At 37.8% G+C, this 22,624-nt stretch carries 16 protein-coding genes; 10 read left to right on the top strand and 6 right to left on the bottom strand.

Translation table 11 applies throughout. The annotated features are described in order from the left end of the window. Positions 1-254 precede the first annotated feature (254 nt). Positions 255-2,231 (top strand): heavy metal translocating P-type ATPase, encoded by a 1,977-nt coding sequence (locus QM481_RS03250; RefSeq protein WP_283380636.1) that lies wholly within the window; start codon positions 255-257, stop codon positions 2,229-2,231. Positions 2,232-2,382: 151 nt separating this feature from the next. Further along, positions 2,383-3,324 carry an aldose 1-epimerase gene (locus tag QM481_RS03255; RefSeq protein ID WP_283380637.1) on the top strand — a complete coding sequence of 314 codons (942 nt, stop codon included), beginning with the start codon at positions 2,383-2,385 and terminating at the stop codon, positions 3,322-3,324. A gap of 68 nt (positions 3,325-3,392) precedes the next feature. On the opposite strand, the gene QM481_RS03260 is transcribed toward QM481_RS03255, so the two are convergent. Both QM481_RS03260 and QM481_RS03265 read right to left on the bottom strand, forming a co-directional pair. Then, positions 3,393-4,286: a Ppx/GppA phosphatase family protein gene (locus tag QM481_RS03260; RefSeq protein WP_166553321.1), complete on the bottom strand. Its 894-nt coding sequence runs from the start codon at positions 4,284-4,286 to the stop codon at positions 3,393-3,395. Between the two features lie 31 nt (positions 4,287-4,317). Next, positions 4,318-4,608: a HesB/IscA family protein gene (locus QM481_RS03265; protein WP_166553322.1), complete on the bottom strand. Its 291-nt coding sequence runs from the start codon at positions 4,606-4,608 to the stop codon at positions 4,318-4,320. 214 nt (positions 4,609-4,822) lie between these two features. Here QM481_RS03265 and QM481_RS03270 point away from each other — a divergent pair, with 214 nt between their 5' ends. Both QM481_RS03270 and QM481_RS03275 read left to right on the top strand, forming a co-directional pair. Beyond that, the gene (locus QM481_RS03270; protein WP_283380638.1) at positions 4,823-5,344 is read left to right on the top strand and encodes a DUF7935 family protein; all 522 of its coding nucleotides are present in this window, start codon (positions 4,823-4,825) and stop codon (positions 5,342-5,344) included. 135 nt (positions 5,345-5,479) lie between these two features. Beyond that, the gene (locus tag QM481_RS03275) at positions 5,480-6,724 is read left to right on the top strand and encodes an MFS transporter (protein WP_283380639.1); all 1,245 of its coding nucleotides are present in this window, start codon (positions 5,480-5,482) and stop codon (positions 6,722-6,724) included. A 374-nt stretch (positions 6,725-7,098) separates the two neighbouring features. On the opposite strand, the gene QM481_RS03280 is transcribed toward QM481_RS03275, so the two are convergent. Continuing rightward, entirely contained in the window at positions 7,099-7,557 is a 459-nt protein-coding gene (locus tag QM481_RS03280; protein WP_095160303.1) for an Lrp/AsnC family transcriptional regulator, read from the bottom strand. 288 nt (positions 7,558-7,845) lie between these two features. On the opposite strand from QM481_RS03280, the gene metH reads away from it, so the two are divergent. Beyond that, on the top strand, positions 7,846-11,616 hold the full coding sequence (metH, locus tag QM481_RS03285; RefSeq protein ID WP_283380640.1) for a methionine synthase: 3,771 nt from the start codon (positions 7,846-7,848) through the stop codon (positions 11,614-11,616). Positions 11,617-12,165: 549 nt separating this feature from the next. Further along, a complete protein-coding gene (locus QM481_RS03290) occupies positions 12,166-13,281 on the top strand; it encodes an MBL fold metallo-hydrolase (RefSeq protein WP_283380641.1) in 1,116 nt (371 codons plus the stop codon). Between the two features lie 173 nt (positions 13,282-13,454). On the opposite strand, the gene QM481_RS03295 is transcribed toward QM481_RS03290, so the two are convergent. Beyond that, positions 13,455-13,811: a transmembrane 220 family protein gene (locus QM481_RS03295; RefSeq protein WP_283380642.1), complete on the bottom strand. Its 357-nt coding sequence runs from the start codon at positions 13,809-13,811 to the stop codon at positions 13,455-13,457. A 185-nt stretch (positions 13,812-13,996) separates the two neighbouring features. On the opposite strand from QM481_RS03295, the gene QM481_RS03300 reads away from it, so the two are divergent. Continuing rightward, positions 13,997-15,856 (top strand): hypothetical protein, encoded by a 1,860-nt coding sequence (locus QM481_RS03300; protein WP_283380643.1) that lies wholly within the window; start codon positions 13,997-13,999, stop codon positions 15,854-15,856. A gap of 230 nt (positions 15,857-16,086) precedes the next feature. Beyond that, positions 16,087-18,048, top strand: a complete 1,962-nt coding sequence (locus QM481_RS03305) for a hypothetical protein (protein WP_283380644.1) — start codon at positions 16,087-16,089, stop codon at positions 18,046-18,048. Between the two features lie 107 nt (positions 18,049-18,155). Here QM481_RS03305 and QM481_RS03310 read toward each other — a convergent pair whose 3' ends face one another. Then, positions 18,156-18,884 carry a tetratricopeptide repeat protein gene (locus QM481_RS03310; protein ID WP_283325930.1) on the bottom strand — a complete coding sequence of 243 codons (729 nt, stop codon included), beginning with the start codon at positions 18,882-18,884 and terminating at the stop codon, positions 18,156-18,158. A 387-nt stretch (positions 18,885-19,271) separates the two neighbouring features. Here QM481_RS03310 and fsa point away from each other — a divergent pair, with 387 nt between their 5' ends. Beyond that, on the top strand, positions 19,272-19,928 hold the full coding sequence (fsa, locus tag QM481_RS03315; RefSeq protein ID WP_095160298.1) for a fructose-6-phosphate aldolase: 657 nt from the start codon (positions 19,272-19,274) through the stop codon (positions 19,926-19,928). Positions 19,929-20,082: 154 nt separating this feature from the next. Then, positions 20,083-20,763, top strand: a complete 681-nt coding sequence (locus QM481_RS03320; protein ID WP_283380645.1) for a cell division ATP-binding protein FtsE — start codon at positions 20,083-20,085, stop codon at positions 20,761-20,763. A gap of 226 nt (positions 20,764-20,989) precedes the next feature. Here the strand turns inward: QM481_RS03320 and porX are convergent, their stop codons facing one another. Then, on the bottom strand, positions 20,990-22,555 hold the full coding sequence (porX, locus tag QM481_RS03325; protein WP_166553474.1) for a T9SS response regulator signal transducer PorX: 1,566 nt from the start codon (positions 22,553-22,555) through the stop codon (positions 20,990-20,992). Positions 22,556-22,624: the final 69 nt, after the last annotated feature.

Below are 22,624 nucleotides of genomic sequence, written 5' to 3' on the forward strand. Positions count from 1 at the left end.
GCGGTCGAAAAATCTTTTTCAACCGCTTTTTTGATGAATAATTGGGGTATAAACCTAATACTAAAATTCGAGATGAGACAAGCATATTCGGTCTACTTATTTCGAATTTCTTTAAAATATTCTTTCTTTTTGATTCCCTGTTGCATGAGTTTTAGGTCTACATTTGTGCGTAACGATTGCTACTATCGCCTTAAAAATCAGTGGATTTCTTGCATCGTTATTGCATAATTGTATTTTCATAAATTCTAAATCTCATGACTCAACATACACATACGTCACATGGTCACACCTGTTGCCATGATGACGAACAGGTTGAACATATCCATCATAATCACGAACATAACGAGCATGACCATGCAGGTCATTCGCATGATGGAGAAGTATCTTTTCTGCCTGCCATTATTTCTTTCATTTTATTGGGTATTGGTCTTACGCTCGACAATTGGCTACAACCTACATGGTTTACGGGTTGGATACGAATGACTTTATACTTGGTTGCCTACATCCCTGTGGGCTTGCCTGTTATTAAAGAAGCTTGGGAAAGTATATTGAAAAAAGATATTTTCTCTGAATTTCTCTTGATGAGTATTGCCACTGTTGGAGCTTTTGGCATTGGCGAATATCCTGAAGGGGTGGCAGTAATGCTGTTTTATGCTGTGGGGGAAAGTTTTCAGTCTTTGGCGGTAAAAAGAGCTAAATCAAATATTAAAAGCCTCCTCGACCAGCGCCCAGACACCGTGACAGTGGTGGAAAATAACCAGCCTATTGTAAAAAAAGCTATGACTGTTTCGGTTGGGGAAATTATCCAATTAAAAGCAGGCGAAAAATTAGCCCTAGACGGCGAACTAGTTTCCGAAACTTCTACCTTCAATACCTCCGCCTTGACTGGCGAAAGTAAGCCAGACACCAAGAGAAAAGGTGAACCCGTATTGGCTGGAATGCTCAATCTAAACTCGATTGCTTTGGTAAAAGTTACTACAGCGTATCAGGATAGTAAATTGAGTAAAATTTTGGATTTAGTTCAAAATGCCACCAAGCAAAAAGCGCCTACGGAGCTTTTTATTCGAAAATTCGCTAATATTTATACCCCAATTGTAGTTGGTTTGGCAGTAGCGATTACGCTCCTACCCTATCTATTGGTGTCAGAATATCATTTTCAAGAATGGCTATATCGAGCATTGATTTTTTTGGTTATTTCTTGTCCTTGTGCTTTGGTCATTTCTATTCCTCTAGGATATTTTGGCGGTATTGGTGCAGCCTCAAAAAATGGCATTTTGTTTAAAGGAAGTAATTTCTTGGATGTAATAGCCACCATTCAACATGTTGTAATGGACAAAACGGGCACACTCACTGAAGGAGTTTTCAAAGTACAAGAAGTAGTTATTAAAGATACCTTTGACAAAAATCATCTACTACAAATTGTAAATGCGTTGGAAAGTAAAAGTACACATCCTGTCGCTACAGCTATTCATGAATACGTTGGCAACATTGATTACAATATCGATTTACAAGATATAGAGGAAATTGCAGGATATGGGCTCAGCGCAACTGTAGAGGACAAAGAGATTCTTATTGGTAATTTTAAATTATTAGAAAAAAAGGGGATTACTTATGATATTGACCCATCTCAAATAGTTTATACTGTACTGGCTATTGCGTATTCAGGTCAGTTTGTGGGCTATATCACTATTGCAGATAGTATCAAATCTGATGCCTCTTTGGCCATTCAACAACTTCATAAGTTAGGGGTAAAAACAACCATGTTGAGTGGCGACAAAAATTCGGTTGTACAATATGTAGCCCAACAAATAGGCATTTCGAGAGCCTTTGGAGATTTGTTACCAGAAGATAAAGTCAATCAAGTAAAAGCGATTAAGACACAGCATGAAACAGTCGCATTTGTTGGCGATGGTGTAAACGACGCTCCGGTAATTGCCTTGAGCGATGCAGGTATTGCGATGGGTGGTTTGGGTAGCGATGCCACCATCGAGACCGCCGATATTGTGATTCAAGATGATCAACCTTCAAAAATAGCAACAGCTATTATCATCGGAAAAGAAACAAAACGTATCGTATGGCAAAATATCACGATGGCCTTTGTGGTAAAAGCCTTTGTACTTGTACTTGGTGCAGGAGGTTTAGCAACTATGTGGGAAGCGGTTTTTGCTGATGTAGGTGTGGCATTGTTGGCTATTTTGAACGCTATTAGGATTCAACGTATGAAGTTTTAATAGATTTGGTGCTTTAGAGTGACTATCTTAAATTTGCTTTCTGGTCTTGCACTTGACCAGAAAGCAAATTTTTACTTACCTTAAAGTAGGAACAGTATTCTTGAAGGATATAATCCATCGCCCCTGCTTACTAACTATTTCAAAAACTCTCATGAAAATCACCCAAAGTACCTTTGGACTATTCAATGAATATGTTCTTCAAAATCCTTCTACTAATGAAGCCGTACATATCTTACCTGAATTAGGAGGAATTATTCATCAATTAGTCTTAAAAACAGAGACTGGTTTACACAAAATCATCAACTGTGGCAATACCCCTGAAGAACTACTTTCGAGCCTGTTATCCTATCCTTCTACACATTTGTTTCCTTGGGGAAATCGTGTAAAAAGTGGTCAATATGAATTTGAAGGTACTAGTTATCAATTGCCACTCAATGAAGTAGGTTTACAAAATGCCCTTCATGGATTTGTGTACACGTCTCCTTTTAAAGTGTATGAAACTACCGAATCTGAAACTGAAGCAGTCTTAACGTTAGAATATCTATACAAGGGTGGTTATGTAGGTTATCCTTTTCCTTTTCAATTATTGATCAAGCATACCTTAAATGCAAAAGGATTAACACTTAGTTATACCATTAATAACATTGGTTCTGGAAATCTCCCAGTTAGCCTTGGCTGGCATCCGTACTTTAGTATTGAAGGCGAAACCAAAAATGATTGGACTGTTAGTTTCCCATCGACACACCAATACTTACTCGACGATCAAATGTGTCCAGTAGATAGAACGTCAAAGCATTATGCAGAAGGTTTTAATTTGGATGGGCAGATTTTAGATGCGGTTTTTGCCGTAGAAAAACAAGAAATTGTAGAGGTTATTCTCAAATCTAACAAACAAGATTTGTCGATAAAAGTATGGCAACAAGCAGGAGAGCAACAATTTAATTATAGCGTTGTATACACGCCACCAACAGGAGACCGCATTGCTATCGAGCCAATGACAGCCCCAACCAATGCACTTAACTCAAAAGAAAATTTGTTGGTAATCAGTGCAGGAGAATCTTACACTGTAGAATGTGGAGTAACGGTGTTTTAAATAATTGTGAGTTATGAATTGTGAATTGTGAGTGATTCACAATTCACAATTCATAACTCACAATTACCTTATTTGTCTCTCTTTCTATTCTGGATTTTTTCGTAGACCATCTGAATGATTCCATCTTTCAATCCTAAATCTGGTACGATAATACTTTTAGCTCCAGCCCATTTCATGGCGTTGAGATATATTTCGGCAGCTGGCACAATTACATCGGCACGGTCAGCATTCAAACGAAGTTTATTAATTCGTTCTTCATAAGTAAAACCAGCCACATATTCTTTAATCTTTGTCAACTCCTTCAAACTCATCGATGTTTCGGTATCGTGGTTCGAAGCAATATTAAAGAGTTTATTTATATTACCTCCTGTACCCACAGCAGTTACCTGAGATTTAGACGGGTCTACGTGCATCTCAATCCACTTACGCATTTTTTCCCAATCACCTTCACGCTCTTTGTGTTCAAGCAAACGTACAGAGCCAATTTTGAATGAACGAGAAGCTACTTTCTGACGATTCATGTAGATATTCAACTCTGTCGAACCACCACCTACATCGATATGCAAATAATTGCTATCATCTAAAGCCTGAACCACCACATCATTAATCAATTCAGCTTCTTTCGAACCATCGATGATATTGATTTTCATATCCAAAATTTTATGGATACGCGTGATAATAGCCTCAGCATTTCCAGCTTCACGCATGGCAGAAGTAGCACAAATCATGTAATCTTTTACTTCGTGCAAGTCCATCAATAATTTGTAGGCATTCAATAATTTGAAAATACGCACCTCTGATTCAGGGCTAATTTCTCCTTCATTAAATACATCGTGTCCAAGTCGAAGCGCAAAACGAACGTATTCTACCTTCTTAAAACTAATTTTTCCGTCATTCTCTAATACCTTCGAGATTTGCATTCGGGCGGCATTAGAGCCTATGTCAATCGCTGCAATTTTCATGCTTTCTTCTTTCTATGCAGTAGCTTTTTGCTTATTTATTAAACGTAAATCCATTTCCATCTTCCTCAAAATCAAGCTCTACGCCGATTAGGTACATAAGATGATGTTTGTTGATAATGAGTTGAATACCATCTATTTCGTATAACTCATCGTGATCCTCTTTTTTATCAAATCCAATCAGATAACTTGCACTACAGGCGCTTCCTCTCAAACCTACTCTCAAGTAATAATCCTCAGGAATTCCTTTGATGGTAAGTGCTTTTAGAATTTCTTGTTGAGCAATTTCAGTAATCGTAATTGGAATTATTGCTGGACTATTCATTATTCGTGTCTAAAAACAATTCGGTTGATATGACTGACTTTGTACACAATTTGCTTCTTCTCAAACGAAGCTATACAGTTCAGGGCGAAAATACTTATTTTTGAAAGATTTTCCACAAAACAACGTTAATAACCCTACATTACAAAATGTATTTAATCATTTGTAAAACTGACAAAGCTCTTGGCAGAAAGTATTACAGATAAACCCCAACTTTATGGAAATAGTTGCCGATTTAATTAAAGTATTAGTACCTGCTAGTTTAGTCCTTTGGGCTATGTACTTGACATTGAGTTCTTTTTTGAGAAAAGAATTTACACAAAAAAATCTTGAACAGCGTTTTGAAGCTCAAAAAACGGTATTACCCATTCGCCTAGAGGCTTATGAACGTATCTGTTTATTACTAGAACGAATGTTACCCAACAATCTCCTCATTCGCTTGTCTAATCCCGAGTTCAATGTTGTGAGCTTTCAGCAAGTATTAGTTGCTGAAATCCGTGCAGAGCTAGCTCATAATTTTTCACAACAATTATATGTCAGTGACGACGCATGGTTGAGTGTAAAAAATGCCTTGAACGAAACCATTTCAATGATTAACCTCTCGGCTCAGGAATTAGACCCGAATGCTCCATCGATTGAATTATCTAAAAAAGTAATCGAAAAGGTCTTACAAAATCAACATTTCAGTACTGAGTCTGCTTTGGCATTTGTAAAAGACGAAGCTCGAAAATTATTTTAGCATATTGTACCGTCAGGTAAACTCACTCTTCCTTTGTAACTAGAAAAGGAATCACTAAATTACTATACTAAAAAGAGTAGTATTCAACTCGAGTTTCTCTTTATGAAAAACAACATATAATCAAGTCCCTAAACTATGCAACAAAATCTTTCTCAGAAAACCAACTTACAGCATCTTTTCAGTATTCCTGTGATTGTAGCCGCCTTGGGTTACTTTGTCGATATTTATGATCTTTTGCTTTTTGGCATTGTACGTGTACCAAGCTTACAAGATATGGGGCTTAGTAAGGAAGAAATCGGTGTTATTGGCAAAAATATTCTTAACTGGCAAATGGGCGGTTTATTATTGGGAGGTATCTTATGGGGTATCTTAGGTGATAAAAAAGGTCGTTTGTCGGTATTATTTGGTTCAATTCTTACTTATTCGTTGGCTAATATTGGTTGTGGTTTTGTCAAAGACCCTACCACTTATGCGCTACTACGTTTTGTGGCGGGCATTGGTTTGGCTGGCGAACTTGGCGCAGGTATCACCTTGGTATCAGAAGTATTACCCAAAGAACTTCGTGCTATTGGAACCTCTATTGTAGCTGGTGTGGGTTTGTTTGGCGCCGTGGCGGGGTATTTCACCGTAGAATTATTTGGTGGCTGGCGTACTGCTTACTTTGTAGGTGGGGGCTTAGGAGTGATTTTGCTATTACTTCGTATTAGTGTTTTCGAATCAGGTATGTTCGAAAATATTAAGCATCAAACAGGGGTAAAAAAAGGGAATTTCTTTGCACTTTTCACCAATGCCGACCGCTTGTCGCGTTACTTAAAGTGTATTGCGATTGGTATGCCAACGTGGTTTGTGATTGGTATTTTGGCAACATTTGCGAATGAGTTTGGGGAAAAATTAGGCATTGCTGAAGAAATCAAACCTGGGAAAGCTATTATGTTTTGTTATATAGGTTTGGCTATTGGTGACTTGGCAAGTGGTTTTATTTCTCAGTTTTTAAGCTCTCGTAAAAAGTCCGTTTCATTATTACTTGTACTTACCTTGATTTGTAGTATTTATTACCTCTACGCGGGTATGAACTCTGCACAGGAATTATATACCGTTTGTGTATTTGCAGGCTTTTCTGTTGGTTACTGGGCAATGTTTGTGACCATAGGAGCAGAACAATTTGGTACCAACCTCAGAGCCACAGCCGCTACAACGGTACCTAATATGGTTCGTGGAACGGTGATTGGGATGACTTCGCTTTACTCAGGACTAAAACCAAGTTTGGATGTATTCAACGCAGCAGCTATTGTGGGCATTATTTGTTTTGTACTAGCCTTCTATTCTATCCTAACTATTCCAGAAACACATAACAAAGATTTGGATTATCTGGAAGAGTAAAATAAGTGTAGAGTTTTGAGTTTTGAATGCGGAGTAAATGATTTAGTGAATGGTGGTTGAGTGAATGAGTGATTATTCTTTAAATCTACATTCCAGCAGTAGAGACGCAATGCTTTGCGTCTAAAAAAAGGCGTTCGAAATGAGTTTTTCGAACGCCTTTTTGATTGAATGTCAGGATATTTCTATGAAGGTAAACACCTGTTTGATGAATACACACTATTTAGACGCAAAGCATTGCGTCTCTACAAGCGAAAATCATGTAGAAAACAATCACTAAATCACTCAACCACCATTCACTAAATTCAAAAGGACTCATGGATAGGATAGCCGTGAATAATAAAACTCAGCATTCAAAATTCAAAACTCAGCACTTTCTATATTTCTAGTGCTGTTTTGGATTTTATTTCGCTCATCACGAAAGTGCTATGCGTACTGCCAATATTATCGAGAGAGGCGAGTCGATTCATCAAAAAGCTCTGATATTCACGCATATCTTTTACGACAATTTTCAACATAAAATCGTATTCGCCTGAGATATTGTAACATTCCATAACCTCCTCTAATTGAACCACATCACGCACAAATCTAGCACCAGCCTCTTGGGCGTGTTCTTTTAAACGAATATTACAGAATACCATCAAGTCTTTCTCCACTTTTTCTCTGTCGACCAACGCCACATATCCTTTAATGACTCCCTCTTTTTCAAGTCTTCTTACCCTTTCGTACACAGGTGTAGGCGACAAGTTGAGCCGATTCGAAAGTTCTTTGGTGGTAAGATGAGCATCTTCTTGTAGATTTCTAAGAATCGCTTTGTCAATTGAATCGAGTTTCATAGCCGTTATTTTTTCATTTTTCTAGTAAAAACACTTCAATATTTAGATAAACTCTCTAAAATATTTTTATTTAAAGATAATACATCTAATTTAAAAGAAGCAATAAACAAATATTATCTTTTGATGTAACTTTGTAGAAGTAGATTCGAGTTGTAGGCTTTTAGCTAGAAAAATGAAGTAATACAAGGGTACTATTTCAGTATGGTATAATCTAAAATAGTTATTCTTTTGGCTACTAGTCTATTTGAAAACACATTACCGATAAAATTATAATTAACCAGAAAACTGATGCGTCCGAACATCCGTGAAATCTTAAAAGATAGAATCCTTGTACTAGATGGTGCAATGGGTTCTTTGATCCAACAATATAAATTGACTGATGCTGATTACCGTGGTGAAAAATTCAAAGATTTTCCGCACGAGGTAAAAGGCAACAACGATATGCTTTCGATTACTCGTCCTGACGTAATCAAGGAAATTCATGCCATGTACTTTGAGGCTGGTGCTGATATTGCTGAAACAAACACGTTTTCGGCAACGTCTATCGCTATGGCTGATTATCACATGGAAGAATATGTGTATGAACTTAATTACTGCTCGGCCAAAATTGCTCGTGAAGTAGCGGATGAGTTTACGGCAAAAAATCCTACTAAACCTCGTTTTGTAACAGGTTCTATCGGACCAACTAACCGTACTTTATCTCTTTCACCTGACGTAAATGACCCTGGTTTTCGTGCAGTAACATTCGACGAATTAGTAGAAGCTTATACGGAACAAATTCGTGGTTTGGTAGATGGTGGTGCAGATGCATTATTGGTAGAAACAATTTTCGATACCTTAAATGCCAAAGCTGCCCTATTCGCAATTGATTTATTCTTCAAAAATCACCCCGAAAAAGAATATCTTCCTGTAATGGTTTCAGGAACGATTACTGATGCTTCGGGTCGTACGTTATCGGGACAAACAACTGAAGCATTTTTGACTTCTGTTTCGCACATGCCATTGTTATCTATTGGCTTAAACTGTGCCCTCGGTGCCGATTTGATGCGTCCTTACGTGCAGACACTTGCTGTAAATGCTCCTTTCATGGTTTCGGCTCACCCAAATGCAGGTTTGCCAAACGAGATGGGAGAATATGACCAGTCGCCTGAGCAAATGAGCGAGATTGTGGAAGACTTCTTACAACATAGCTTTATTAATATTATTGGAGGTTGTTGCGGAACAACTCCTGCGCATATTAAAGCTATTGCAGATGTTGCGGCAAAATATCCTCCTCGTCAGCTTCCAGCGCTTGAACCTGTTCAAAAGCTTTCAGGTTTAGAACCTTTGAAAATTACGAAAGAAACCAATTTTGTGAACGTTGGAGAGCGTTGTAATGTAACTGGTTCGAAAAAATTTGCTCGTTTAATCCGTGACAATAAATACGATGAAGCGATTGCCGTTGCACGTGAGCAAGTAGATGGAGGAGCCCAAGTAATAGACGTGAACATGGACGAAGGGATGATCGATGGTGTACAGGCTATGACCAAGTTCATGAATCTCTTGATGGCTGAACCTGATATTGCTCGTTTGCCAATTATGATTGACTCTTCGAAATGGGAAGTGATTGAAGCTGGGTTGAAATGCGTACAAGGGAAGTCTATTGTAAACTCGATTTCATTAAAAGAAGGCGTTGAGAAATTCATAGAATCTGCCGAAAAAGTAAAACGCTACGGTGCCGCTGCGGTAGTAATGGCATTTGACGAGCAAGGACAAGCTGACTCTTACGAGCGACGTATCGAAATCTGCGAGCGTGCCTATCGTATTTTGGTGGATGAGGTACATTTCCCTCCAGAAGACATTATTTTTGACCCTAACATCTTGACTGTTGCAACAGGTATCGACGACCACAACAATTATGCGGTGGACTTTATCAATGCAACTCGTTGGATTAAAGAAAACCTTCCTTATGCTAAGGTATCAGGAGGTGTTTCGAATATCTCATTCTCTTTCAGAGGAAATGAACCTGTAAGAGAGGCAATGCACACCGTATTTTTGTACTATGCCATCAAAGCAGGTATGGATATGGGTATCGTAAATGCTGGTCAACTAGGCGTATATGACGATATTCCAAAAGATATGTTGGAGCTTTGCGAAGATGTTTTATTAAACCGTCGTCCAGACTCAACAGAGCGTTTGGTAACATTTGCAGAAACAGTAAAATCAAAAGGTAAAGAACAAGTTGTAGACAATAGCTGGCGTCAATTGCCTGTAGGAAAACGCTTGGAACACGCTCTTATCAAAGGACTTACCGAATTTATTGACCAAGATGTAGAAGAAGCTCGTCAGCAAGTAGAAAGACCTTTACAAGTAATTGAAGGGCCACTGATGGACGGTATGAACGTAGTAGGTGACTTGTTTGGTGAAGGAAAAATGTTCTTGCCACAAGTAGTAAAATCGGCACGTGTAATGAAAAAGGCCGTGGCTTATCTCCTTCCATTTATTGAAGAAGAAAAAGCTGGAGGTGGAAGTACTAGTGCAGGTAAAATTTTGTTAGCAACGGTAAAAGGCGATGTTCATGACATCGGTAAAAATATCGTTTCGGTGGTATTGGGTTGTAACAACTACGAAGTGATTGACTTGGGCGTAATGGTGCCAACTGACAAAATCTTGGCAGCAGCCAAAGAACATAATGTCGATATCATTGGGCTATCGGGTTTGATTACTCCTTCATTGGACGAAATGGTTGGAGTTGCCAAAGAAATGGAACGTCAAGGTTTCACCATGCCATTATTGATTGGTGGTGCTACTACGTCTCGTATCCATACAGCGGTAAAAATCGACCCACATTATCACGGTCCAGTAATTCACGTATTGGATGCTTCTCGCTCAGTTCCTGTGGCGGGTCGTTTGATGCAAAATGAAAAAACTCACCAAGAAATTTACGACGAAATCAAGACAGAATACGCTCGTCTTCGTGACGAACATGCAGGTCGTAAACGTGATAAAAATTATATTTCTATCGATGCCGCTCGTGCAAATAAAACGGCGATAGATTGGAGTAATTTCCAAGGTACAAAACCAAAATTCTTGGGTACAAAGGTATTTGAAGACTATGATATTGCCGAAATCGCCAAGTATATCGACTGGACTCCATTCTTCTCGACTTGGCAATTATCTGGAAAATATCCAAAAATATTTGAAAACGAAGTAGTAGGCGCCGAAGCCAAAAAACTCTATGAAGATGCACAAAAAATGCTTCAGAAAGTGATTTCAGAAAAAAGCCTCAAAGCACGTGCAGTAATTGGTTTTTATCCTGCCAACTCTATCGAAGATGATATTATTCTTCATCCTTTCGAGGAATACGAATATGATGCCGCAGGACAAGGTACATTGAAAGGGAAAGGCTACAGAGTGTTGAGTAATACAGCTGTAAATAGCGAAGGAGAATTGGTATCTCCACAAGCACAAACGGTATTACATCATTTGCGTCAACAAGGACAAAAAGCTTCTAAGTTGCCAAATATCTGTTTGTCTGACTTTATTGCTCCTGAATCTAGTGGTAAAGAAGATTATATTGGTGCATTTGCTGTTACAGCAGGTTTGGGTATCGAAACTTTGTTGGAACAATACGAAAAAGACCATGACGACTACAACTCTATCATGCTCAAAGCTATTGCCGACCGTTTGGCAGAAGCATTGGCAGAATTGATGCACGAACGAGTTCGTAAAGAGTTTTGGGGATATGCCAACGAAGAAACATTCTCGAATGAAGAACTGATTTCAGAAGAATATCAAGGTATTCGCCCTGCGCCAGGCTATCCAGCTTGTCCAGACCATACCGAAAAACGCGCGTTATTTGATTTGTTACAAGCAGAACGAATCGGCATTACGTTAACAGAAAGTTTTGCCATGTATCCTGCTAGTTCAGTTTCAGGATGGTATTTCTCTCATCCAGATGCTAAATATTTTGGCTTGGGCAAAATCGCTAAAGATCAAGTAGAAGACTATGCCAAACGTAAAGGTATGGATTTGGAAACTGTAGAAAGATGGCTTGCTCCAGTGCTGAACTATGAATAATTAGAATTATTGAGTGAATGAGTGATTATTCCTTAAATCTACGTTTTATTAGTATAACGATATATTACCATCAAAAGCGGTCGGAAAGTAATTTCTGACCGCTTTTTTGATATTTCTACAGTATGTTTGACTTGGCTTAAGACGTAAAATATTACGTCTCTACGGTTAGAATACCAATTCTATCATAATCATTAGATAAAATTGAAATTCCTAGTTCAATACTTAGTCTTGGATTTACGTTTTTAAACAGTTTAAAACTGTTACAATAAAATTGAGTAACGAAATCACCCCTGTATGCTTCTTAGTCGTTTTGTCCAGTAATCTCAACTATGGCACACGTTCCTTATGATTCGTTAATGCCATTAACTGATATGCTATTAACAAATAACTTTTTTTATTCAAAAAAATAAAATGAATTTTTATTCATTATTCTTGAACTCAAATTCACTTTATTTTGTCTGTACTAAAGCGAAGTAATAATTCGTCTATAGCAATGCTTAAAATCAAGTAGTTAAAACTTTTATTACTGAGATTTCGAACTCTTTCTCTATGTTACAAAAACTTAAAAAAATGATTATTTACGTATTGGTATTTCTAGTTGTTGTTGCGCTAGGAATTTATATATTTATGCAACAAGCACAATTTGGACAAGAACCACAAGGAAAAAGACTTGAACGTATTCAAAAATCGCCTTATTACAAAGATGGTGCTTTTCAAAATCTGAGCCCCACTCCTGCTTTGGCTGAAGATGCCTCTTACTGGGACATCATCAAAGCTCAACTCCAAACCATCCCCAATAAAGAGCCACAGCAGACTATTCCCTCTATAAAAACTGATCTTAAAAACCTATCGAACGATAGCACACAAATTATTTGGTTTGGACATTCTTCTTATTTGATTCATACCAATGGAAAAAATATTTTGGTTGACCCTGTATTTAGTGGCAATGCCTCGCCTGTTTCTTTTTTTGGTAAAAACTACGAGGGGAGTAATGTGTACAGCGTAGAAGATATGCCTGAAATTGATATTTTACTCATTACCCACGATCACTACGACCATTTGGATTATCCAACTGTGACAGCCTTGAAATCAAAAGTTAAGAAAGTAGTAACATCTTTGGGTACTGGTCAACACTTTGAATATTGGGGTTTTAACCCTGAAAATATTATCGAATTAGAATGGTGGCAAAATGCTCAACCTATCGAAGGATTTGAAATTACGTCAACGCCTGCCAGACATTTCTCTGGACGTAAGTTTACTCGTAATTTGGCGCTTTGGTCTTCGTATGTTTTAAAAACGCCAACAGAACAATTATACTTGGGTGGAGACTCAGGATATGACTCGCACTTCAAACAAATCGGAGAGAAATTCGGAAGTTTTGATTTGGCTATTTTAGAATGTGGTCAGTATAATTATTACTGGAAATATATTCACATGATGCCAGAAGAAGTAACTCAAGCTGCAAAAGATTTGAATACCAAAGTACTTATGCCTGTTCACTGGAGTAAATTTACGTTGGCTTTGCACCCTTGGAAAGAGCCTATCGAACGTGTAACCAAATCCGCAAAAGAACTAGGGCTACCATTTACCAACCCAAGAATTGGCGAACCTGTTGTCATAAACGGTTCATTATTACAAAATCCTTGGTGGAAAGATGTAGAGTAAACCATTGAGAGATTTAGTGTTTGAGTGAATGTGTGATTATTTTTAATTGTAGAGTCGCAATGCTTTGCGTCTGAAAGATGGGAACACATTAATACCCAAAAAGGCGTTCGAAAACATATTTCGAACGCCTTTTTTAATGAAAGTTTTTCTGCCTAATTCCTACGGCTTACAGCCTAAAGCTTACCTAACATACTTTTCAGTAAAAATACTACATACGTACCTGTACAAATCCATAAACCGCAAGCTTCACGAGCTAATTCTTGGTTCATGGTTTTCATAGAAATTCCTTCGCCTTCTGAGAAAAAGCCTTCCCATGACGTCATCTGCAACCAAGTATTGAGTCCTGCTACAAAAGACATAATCGTTAGCACTACCAACAACTCGGTATTATATTTTCCTTTAAACGCTTGTACACATACATAAACAGGTACCAAATACACTGGAATCCACAGTATGGGATCTGGGTCATTATATTGCCACCCAGCAAATAGCAGAAAAATCAAGGCAAAAAGCAACGCAAAATATTTCATTGTGATTGAATAAAGGGATATTTGTGAAAATCAGACTGTTTACAATAAAGTCGCATTTATCGACACTTATTGTTAATGATTGTTAAGGACTTTAAAATTAAAAAGATTCCCTTCATATTTCCGAAGAAAAACGAACACAATTTCGTTATAAGAGTAAATTATCATTTTTTATAATGACACAGCCCATGGAAGTTCAATCTCATTCAGCAACTTTAGCTTTATCCATAGAAAAACCAAACTATGGCTACTATCGCTTTATACTTTCGGCTTTACTGATTTTAGTAACGAAAACACTTATTTTTTCCCAAAATAATCAACTCGAAACGGATAAAGGGCTTTTGCAATCTATTGCTCCTTACAGCTCGGATGTTCGTCAGTCGATATTGATGGCTAGTCAAAATCAAAACGTTTTAGACAGAGCACAACAAATTCGTACTCGTAGCCAAAAATCTTTTCAAGATTTAATTAAAGGTTTTGGTCAAAAAGAGCAAGGATACTTCTATGAAGTAACTCGTTATCCAAACGTTTTGAACACATTTGCAACAAACACCAATCTTCGTCGTAATGATGTAGATGATTTAGTAGCCAATACAAGTTCGATTCTGAAAGATAATGCTTGGTCTTTATATCGTAGTAATCGTGATGTGATTGTTCAAATCTATCAACTTAATCAAAATGCTGACCAAGAATATCAGCAAATGATTCAAAGCCTTGACCCTAGTACACAGTCTGCTTTTCGTCAATTGGCCAATTATCCTGATGTCATGACACTAATGTCTGATAATAGAGATTTGACTGCTCGTTTGGGTGAACGCTATACCAACGACCGTGAAGGTTTGAACAAAGAATTGTCGGAGTTACATGACTCCATGGTGGCACAACGTCAGTATGACGTAGCCGAGTACAAGAAAAAACTTAACGACAATCCAGATGCAGCCAAAGAATTAGATCAAGCTGCTGAAGAGTACGCTCAAAGTAATAATTATGTTTTGCCCAATCGCGACCAAGACGTCTATATCACCAATAACTACTATAATAACAATCCAAGTCGTGCCTACTACTCAAACCCATATTCATATTGGTGTGGTTATCCTTACTGGTACACTACGCCACTTTGGTACCCAAGCTCTTACTGGTATGATTTCAGATTCTCATTTGGTATAGGTAGCGTAGGACTTTATGGCTATGCCTCGTATGGCTTTGCAGATTGGTTCTATTATGGGGGTTATTATCGTCGTTATCCTGTACTTTATGGCTCGTTTGGCAATTATTATCGCAATTACGTAAACTATTATTACGGCCGTCCTAGTAGTTATTACTACGCTGGTCGCCCAATGCCATATCGTAATTATGACCGTGATAGATATTATAGCAATAATGGTCGTTCGAATAATGGTTATTATCGCAATTCTAATCCCAATTATGGAGGAAATAACCGTGGCAATGATTACAGTTATGGAAATCGTGGCAACTACGGAAACAATAGCCGCTCTAATAGAGATTATAACAATGGCAGAGGCAATGGATATAGCCCACGCAGTGGAAACACCGAACGCCCTTCTGATGGAAATGTAAATAGCTGGAGAGACTACAGTAACAATGGCGGTAATCGTGGAGGAAACAACTCTGAAAGAGGTGGAAGCTACGGTGGTAACAATAGTGCCAACAACGGGGCATACAATGGTAATGGAGGCAATCCTTATGGTGGAAACGGCGGTGGACGCTCAGGGGCAGAAACTGGGCGTAATGGAGGTGGAGCATACAACGGTGGCGGGGCATTTGGTGGTGGAAATGGAGGGGGACGCTCGGGTACAGAAGCTGGACGTAGTGGAGGTGGATCATACAACGGTGGCGGGTCATTTGGTGGTGGAAATGGAGGTGGACGCTCAGGCGCAGAAGCTGGACGTAGTGGAGGTGGATCATACAACGGTGGCGGGTCATTTGGTGGTGGAAATGGAGGAGGACGTAGCAGTGGTGGCGCAGGAAACGGCGGAGGACAAAGTTCGAATGGTGGTGGAGGTGGTCGCTCACGTGGACCGAGATAGATAAGTGATTAATTTAGAAAAGGCATTGAGGTTCAGGATTGAAGCATTATTTCTTACTTCAAACATGAATTTCTATGCCTTTTTTGTTTTTTCTCATTTTAATAATTGCTATTATCCTTGTAAAGGACATTGGCTTATTCTGCACTAAATAGTTGATTTAGGATTTTATATTATATTTACTCTAAGCTCTTTTAATAGTTCGATATTACAATTTAACAACCTAATAACTGATGAAAACTCCTATTCTACAAACGCTTTCGAAAATGTGCAAAATCGCCATTTTTTCCACTATTTTATCGTTTCTTTCTATTTGTCAAAAGGGGGCTATTGCCCAAAATGACTCCACTTCTGTCGTACTAAGACCTGAAAAAATCTTATTCCAGCTCAACAAAAGTACCTATATAGCTGGCGAAGATATTCAACTGACAGCAACGATTTTTGATGCTGTAACTCTTCAAGCTTCCTCTCTAAGTGTTCCATTGTATATTGATTTGGTTTATCCCCAAACTGGCACTTTGGTGGACAGATGGATATTCAAAATTAAGGATGGTCAAGTAAAACAAACCCTTAAAACAGACGCTAAATTAGCCTCAGGTATTTATACGGTTAGAGTTTATACCAATTGGGCCAGAAATTTTTTCATCCCACAGCAAAATCTAACCATATTAAATGTCAATTATGAAAAAGATATTTCTACGACCAAAATAGATACTAACATTCGATTTTTCGACCAACCCATTACCCAAACCTGGAACAGAATCGCATTTGAGGTAAAGGACAACTTTGGTAATCCTATCGAAGAAAAAGTATGGCTTATGAGCAATCAAAAAGACACCCTCATTGCCATCCAGACCAATAAACAAGGCATTGGAACATTGGAATTTCAACCGTCACTTCAAGATATTTACCAACTTAAATTGGGTAATAAAATCCTGCCATTACCTCCAACTCTTGCGAGTGGCAATACCATCTTGGTTGATAAAATACCCGAAAGTGATTTGCTAAAAATTAGAGTACAAAATGTAAAACCAGTTAAAGACACTTTATTTTTACTCATTCACCAGCAAGGGGAAATAATCAATCAACTTACAGTATTTTCTCCGAAAAACTCTACAAGAATAGATTTCAATACCCAAAACATCGCCCCAGGCATTATCAACTTTTCACTTGTGAATGCTAACATGGAAGTACTATGTCAGAAAATGTATTACATAGAGCAACCTAGCATTGACTCTACAAAGAAAAAATGGTTACTAGATACAGAAACTGGTAGTAAGTTGAGCCATTTATCTAATGATGACATCAATCTTCAGCTTCTCACGCTTGAAAATAAGCTTTACAAACTAGACAAAAACAAACACCATCAATATTTCCCTCAAGATAATATTGAAGTAAAAGGAAAGTTAATATCAAATCCTAAAGTCAGTCCCCAAAAGCTTAGTGTAACAATGCTTTTAGAAAGCAATGACATACCTGCGTCGTTTACTTCTGGGATTCATTTTGCAGAAATGGATGAAAGCGGATTGTTTACCTTTCATAATCTAGACTTTTATAACCAAGCGACTGCTACCATATCTGTTCAAAATCAAAAAGAATCCATTCCATTCAAAATAGATGAAGACTATATCGCTCAAATCCAGATTGAAGCGCTAGAGATTGATTGGCGTTTATTCAAAACTCCAAAAGTAAAAGAAGAAATAAGGATAGCACAAAAGGAGACTTTTGAGAAAATTCAGAAAGCCGATATTGCGAAATCTAAGGAGTTGAAAGAAGTAATTGTAAAAGGCAAAGCAAATAATAAAAAATATGATATGAATCTCTTTTCGAGAGAACCAACACAATCGATTGATATTCAAAAACGCTTTTTAGGACAGAATTTTATGGGTAATTACTATAAGCAATTCATAGGACCGAGAGCTGCTAAATATATGCCCAATTTGATTATTAAGTATTTTCTGGATGGATTCGAAATTGGTCCAGATATGCTCGACCAAACTACTCTACCCATGGGGCATATTGCACGCATGGATATTTATGATGGATATGAAGCCTCTATTTATGGTGCGCACATAGTAGTAGCTTTCAAATCTAGGGATGGATCTCAACCTGTAGCAACTACCTCATTTTCAGAAAGGAACAAACAAAATAAGTTTACCGTACAGGGATATACAAAGCTCTCGGAAACAAGATAAATAGGTATAAATTTTCATTTCTACATTATTCGGAAAAAGTAAACAGGCACAAAGCATCAGCTATAAAACCACAGATGCCTTGTGCCTGTCCTCTATTTAACTTACTATTATTTACAATAAGTCTCCAAAGCTGTCTTCGCATCAGCATAACCTAAGCGATTTGCTTGTTTGAGATTCATGCAACTTGCGTCAGAATTACCCAGTTTTTGGTAGGCCAAGCCCAAGCCATAATAGGCTTTTGCAAATTGAGCATCAATTTTTACGGCTTCAGTAAAATCCTTAATGGCATCTTCTAACTCCGCACTTTGAAATTTGATATTCCCTCTGTTATACAATGCGTTGGTGTCTTTAGGGTCTATTTCAAGCGCCTTATCAAAATCATGAATTGCTTCGTCTGCTTTCTGTAAAGCTGCTTCGATAATACCTCTTTTCACATACAATTCTGCTTCTTTAGGCGCAAGCTCTATTGCCTTAGTACAATCTTCATAAGCACCTTGCCAGTTGGATTGTTCCATTTTAATAGAAGCACGATTAAAGAATGGTTTGTAATTACTTGCATCTAATTTGATAGCCTGTTCATAATCCAAGAGCGCATTGGTATAATCTTTTAATTCGAAATACGCAGCACCACGCATATTGAAAGCAGCAGCGCTTTGGGCATCTTTATCAATGGCTTGATTGAGGTATTCGATGGCTTCTTTAGCCTTTCCTTTTTGTAATTCTCCCTTTGCTTTTTCTAAAAAAGCCTCTGCCGAACCTGTACAAGCAGTCATCCAACCCATCAAAACAGGAAAAATCATCGACAAAGCGATTTTTTTTATTACTTTTTTTTTCATCGTAATATGTTATTTAAAAAACTGGTAATCAAACTATAATAGAACATTTAGCAGTTTTTGCCCAGTTTTTGACAGAAAATTTTCAACAAATTTGCCACCTAGGTTTTGAAAAAACAACAAAACCTGCCATATTTGCACTGGCAAATTACCAGCTCCCTCCGAATCCCCCAGGTCTTGATCGAAGCAAGGGTAGGTTGGTTGAGCGGTGAATTTGCCATTTTTTTTTGCCCTTTCTTGAAGTAATCTCTGCAACTGTTCTATACTGTTATAGATAAATCAAAAATATTCCTTCTTTTCTTGCCAGCTTTTTATAATTTTGTACTCGGAAAGCTTTATCCCTTACTCTCCTACCAGAGGGTAGCCAAATAATCATAATCAAAAACAGCTATGAAGTTTTTTATTGACACAGCCAATCTCAAAGAAATCCAAGAAGCACAGGATTTAGGCGTATTAGACGGTGTAACTACCAACCCTTCATTGATGGCCAAAGAAGGTATCAGTGGCAAAAACAACGTGTTGAAGCACTACAAAGCTATCTGCGAAATCGTAGACGGTGATGTTTCGGCAGAAGTTATTGCGACAGATTTCGAAGGTATGATTCGTGAAGGCGAAGAATTAGCTGAATTGGATGATAAAATCGTTGTGAAAATCCCAATGATCAAAGACGGTGTGAAAGCACTTCGTTATTTTTCAGAAAAAGGTATCAAAACGAACTGTACTTTGATTTTCTCAGCAGGTCAGGCTTTATTGGCTGCTAAAGCTGGAGCTTCTTATGTATCTCCATTTATCGGTCGTTTGGATGACATCTCTTTCGATGGTATCGAACTTATCGAACAAATCCGTACTATCTATGACAACTACGGTTTCGATACTGAAATCCTTGCGGCATCGGTTCGTCACCCTATTCATATCATCAAATGTGCTGAAATCGGTGCTGATGTAATGACAGGTCCTTTGTCTGCTATCACTGCGTTGTTGAAACACCCATTGACAGACATCGGTTTGGAGAAATTCTTGTCAGACCACGCTAAAACAAATGCTTAATATTTGACAGCATTTTGATTTTATACTTTCAAAAAGGATAGGCTACGGTCTATCCTTTTTGTTTTCCCCGACCATATACCAGATAAGCTCACTCAAATAAACCAACCAAAAAGGCTTTTTTGTATATTTGAAAAACAAACCAAATCAACTCCTTATGTTCAACGCAGAACCTGTAGTATCCTTACAGAATGCTTTTATCTATCAGAACGACAGAATCGTTTTGAATGATGTGAATTTTACAATCAATAAAGGTGAATTTGTCTTTTTAATTGGTCGCACGGGTAGTGGCAAAAGCTCGCTTCTCAAAACCTTATATGCCGATTTGTGGCTACAACAAGGCACAGCCAAAGTTGCTGGTTATCAAATTGAAAAAATGAAATTATCGGACCGACCTTTTTTACGTCGTAAGATTGGGGTCGTATTCCAAGACTTTCAATTGTTCATGGATAGAAATGTGAACGAAAATTTGATGTGGGTATTAGAAGCAACTGGCTGGACAGACCGTGCCAAAATGAAAGCTCGTATCGCTGAAGTGCTAATGCAGGTAGGATTGGCTTCTGCCAAAGATAAAATGCCGCATCAACTCTCAGGAGGTGAGCAACAAAGGGTGGTTATTGCGAGAGCCTTATTGAACGAACCGCAAATTTTGTTTGCCGATGAGCCAACAGGTAATCTCGATCCTGAGGTTTCGGCTCAGATTTTGCAGCTTTTCAAAGATATTAATAAAGCAGGTACTGCTATTTTGATGGCGACTCATGACTTTGATATGATTCGTCAGTTTCCTGCACGTATTTTGAAATGCGATAATGGATATGTAAAATCTGACGATTTATAGTCATTTTATCCTTCATTGAGTGAATTAAGATTTAGTGAATAAGTGATTATTTTAAAAATTTACGTTTCACTTTGCCTCGTTCTTGACCAACGATTCCAATTAGCGGGTGAATTTATTCACCCATGACAAAAATTTTCAACATATTTATCAAAAAAGCGGTCGAGAATTACTTCTCGACCGCTTTTTTGATAAATAGTTTAACCCAAAAATTAGGAATGACTCATAACTATTTTGCTGTCAAATACACAAACGGAATAATACATTCTTCCAACGAAACCCCTCCGTGCTGGAAAGTATTTCGATAATGACTCACATAGTGATTATAATTGTTTGGATACGCAAAGAAATAGTCTTCCATGGTAAATACATACGTTGTTGAAACGTTGATTTTAGGCAAGAAAAATCTTTCTGGTTTACGACAAATCAATACATGGTCGTCAGAATCCCAGTTCAAGTTTTTGCCTTGCTTATATCTCAAATTTGTATTTACAGAACGGTCACCAACAATTTTGACAGGGTTTTGCACACGAATCATACCATGATCAGTAGTGATTATCAAACGACCTTTTTTCTCCGAAATCTTTTTCACTAAATCAAACAAAGGCGAGTGTGTAAACCAGCTTGCAGTGATACTACGATACCCCGACTCATCTGGTGCCAATTCCTTGATCATGGCCATGTCTGTACGTGCGTGCGAAAGCATATCCACGAAGTTATACACAATTACATTCAAGTTATTTTGCATCAAACGATTGAAGTTATCGACTAACGACTTTCCTTGGTTATTGTGGATAATCTTATTGTAAGATGTTTTGTAACTAAGACGGCTTTTGCGAATTTGTTCTTGTAAGAAAAACTCCTCATGTTGATTAAAACCCTCTTCGTCTTCGTTATCTCCAAGGTCTTGTACCCAGTGCTTAGGATATTGCTTTTCGATTTCAGAAGGCATCATACCTGCAAAAATAGCATTACGAGCATAGGCTGTTGTTGTAGGAAGAATAGAATAGTATGAACTCTCCTCTTCTACGGTGAAGTAATCCTGAATTAATCCTTCCAAGATTTTCCATTGGTCATAACGTAAATTATCAATCAACAAGAAAAACAAAGGCGAACTTTCATTTACCAATGGAAATACCTTTTTACGCATCAATTGGTGCGACATCAAAGGTTTGTCAGCACGAGGGTCGTTCAACCAATCTTCGTAGTTTTCTTCAATGAATCTCGAAAAGTTTGAATTAGCTTCAGACTTCTGCATATTCAAAACCTCTGCCATCGATTTATTCTCAGTACGGTCGATTTCCAATTCCCAGAATAGCAATTTCTTATAAATTTCTGCCCATTCTTCATGGTTGATGCGATCTTGGTATTGCATTGCCAATTGGCGGAATTCTTGTTGATAAGAAATATTGGTTTTCTCCTCTTCCAAACGTTTTTTATCAAGAATCTTTTTTACCGAAAGTAGAATCTGATTCGGATTAAGAGGCTTAATTAGATAATCGGCAATTTTTGAACCAATAGCCTCTTCCATAATATGCTCCTCTTCTGATTTGGTAATCATGATTACGGGCAAATTAGGCTTCATCTGCTTGATTTGTGGCAAAACCTCCAAACCAGTCATTCCAGGCATATTTTCATCAAGAAAAACTACATCAAATTTTCCTTTCTCTACCTCTTCCAGTGCATCGGCACCTGAGTTCACAGGTGTAACATCATAACCTTTGCTCTGTAAAAACATGATGTAGGGCTTCAACAAATCGATTTCATCGTCTGCCCAAAGTATTTGGTATTGCATATTTTTCGTCTCTAGGATTGTTTCTATAAAGATAGTAACGGCAAGCAAAAGTTTATTGTTGCCCCATAC

The sequence above is a fragment of the Flectobacillus rivi genome, from assembly GCF_030056655.1.
GTDB classification, from domain to species: Bacteria; Bacteroidota; Bacteroidia; order Cytophagales; family Spirosomataceae; genus Flectobacillus; species Flectobacillus rivi.

Coding starts and splice junctions, on each gene's coding strand:
- QM481_RS03300 (WP_283380643.1), top strand. CDS start 13,997: ATGGAAGTTCAATCTCATTCAGCAACTTTAGCTTTATCCATAGAAAAA.
- QM481_RS03265 (WP_166553322.1), bottom strand. CDS start 4,608: ATGAATAGTCCAGCAATAATTCCAATTACGATTACTGAAATTGCTCAA.
- fsa (WP_095160298.1), top strand. CDS start 19,272: ATGAAGTTTTTTATTGACACAGCCAATCTCAAAGAAATCCAAGAAGCA.
- QM481_RS03320 (WP_283380645.1), top strand. CDS start 20,083: ATGTTCAACGCAGAACCTGTAGTATCCTTACAGAATGCTTTTATCTAT.
- QM481_RS03290 (WP_283380641.1), top strand. CDS start 12,166: ATGTTACAAAAACTTAAAAAAATGATTATTTACGTATTGGTATTTCTA.
- QM481_RS03295 (WP_283380642.1), bottom strand. CDS start 13,811: ATGAAATATTTTGCGTTGCTTTTTGCCTTGATTTTTCTGCTATTTGCT.
- QM481_RS03255 (WP_283380637.1), top strand. CDS start 2,383: ATGAAAATCACCCAAAGTACCTTTGGACTATTCAATGAATATGTTCTT.
- porX (WP_166553474.1), bottom strand. CDS start 22,555: ATGCAATACCAAATACTTTGGGCAGACGATGAAATCGATTTGTTGAAG.
- QM481_RS03260 (WP_166553321.1), bottom strand. CDS start 4,286: ATGAAAATTGCAGCGATTGACATAGGCTCTAATGCCGCCCGAATGCAA.
- QM481_RS03280 (WP_095160303.1), bottom strand. CDS start 7,557: ATGAAACTCGATTCAATTGACAAAGCGATTCTTAGAAATCTACAAGAA.
- QM481_RS03310 (WP_283325930.1), bottom strand. CDS start 18,884: ATGAAAAAAAAAGTAATAAAAAAAATCGCTTTGTCGATGATTTTTCCT.
- QM481_RS03270 (WP_283380638.1), top strand. CDS start 4,823: ATGGAAATAGTTGCCGATTTAATTAAAGTATTAGTACCTGCTAGTTTA.
- QM481_RS03305 (WP_283380644.1), top strand. CDS start 16,087: ATGAAAACTCCTATTCTACAAACGCTTTCGAAAATGTGCAAAATCGCC.
- QM481_RS03250 (WP_283380636.1), top strand. CDS start 255: ATGACTCAACATACACATACGTCACATGGTCACACCTGTTGCCATGAT.
- metH (WP_283380640.1), top strand. CDS start 7,846: ATGCGTCCGAACATCCGTGAAATCTTAAAAGATAGAATCCTTGTACTA.
- QM481_RS03275 (WP_283380639.1), top strand. CDS start 5,480: ATGCAACAAAATCTTTCTCAGAAAACCAACTTACAGCATCTTTTCAGT.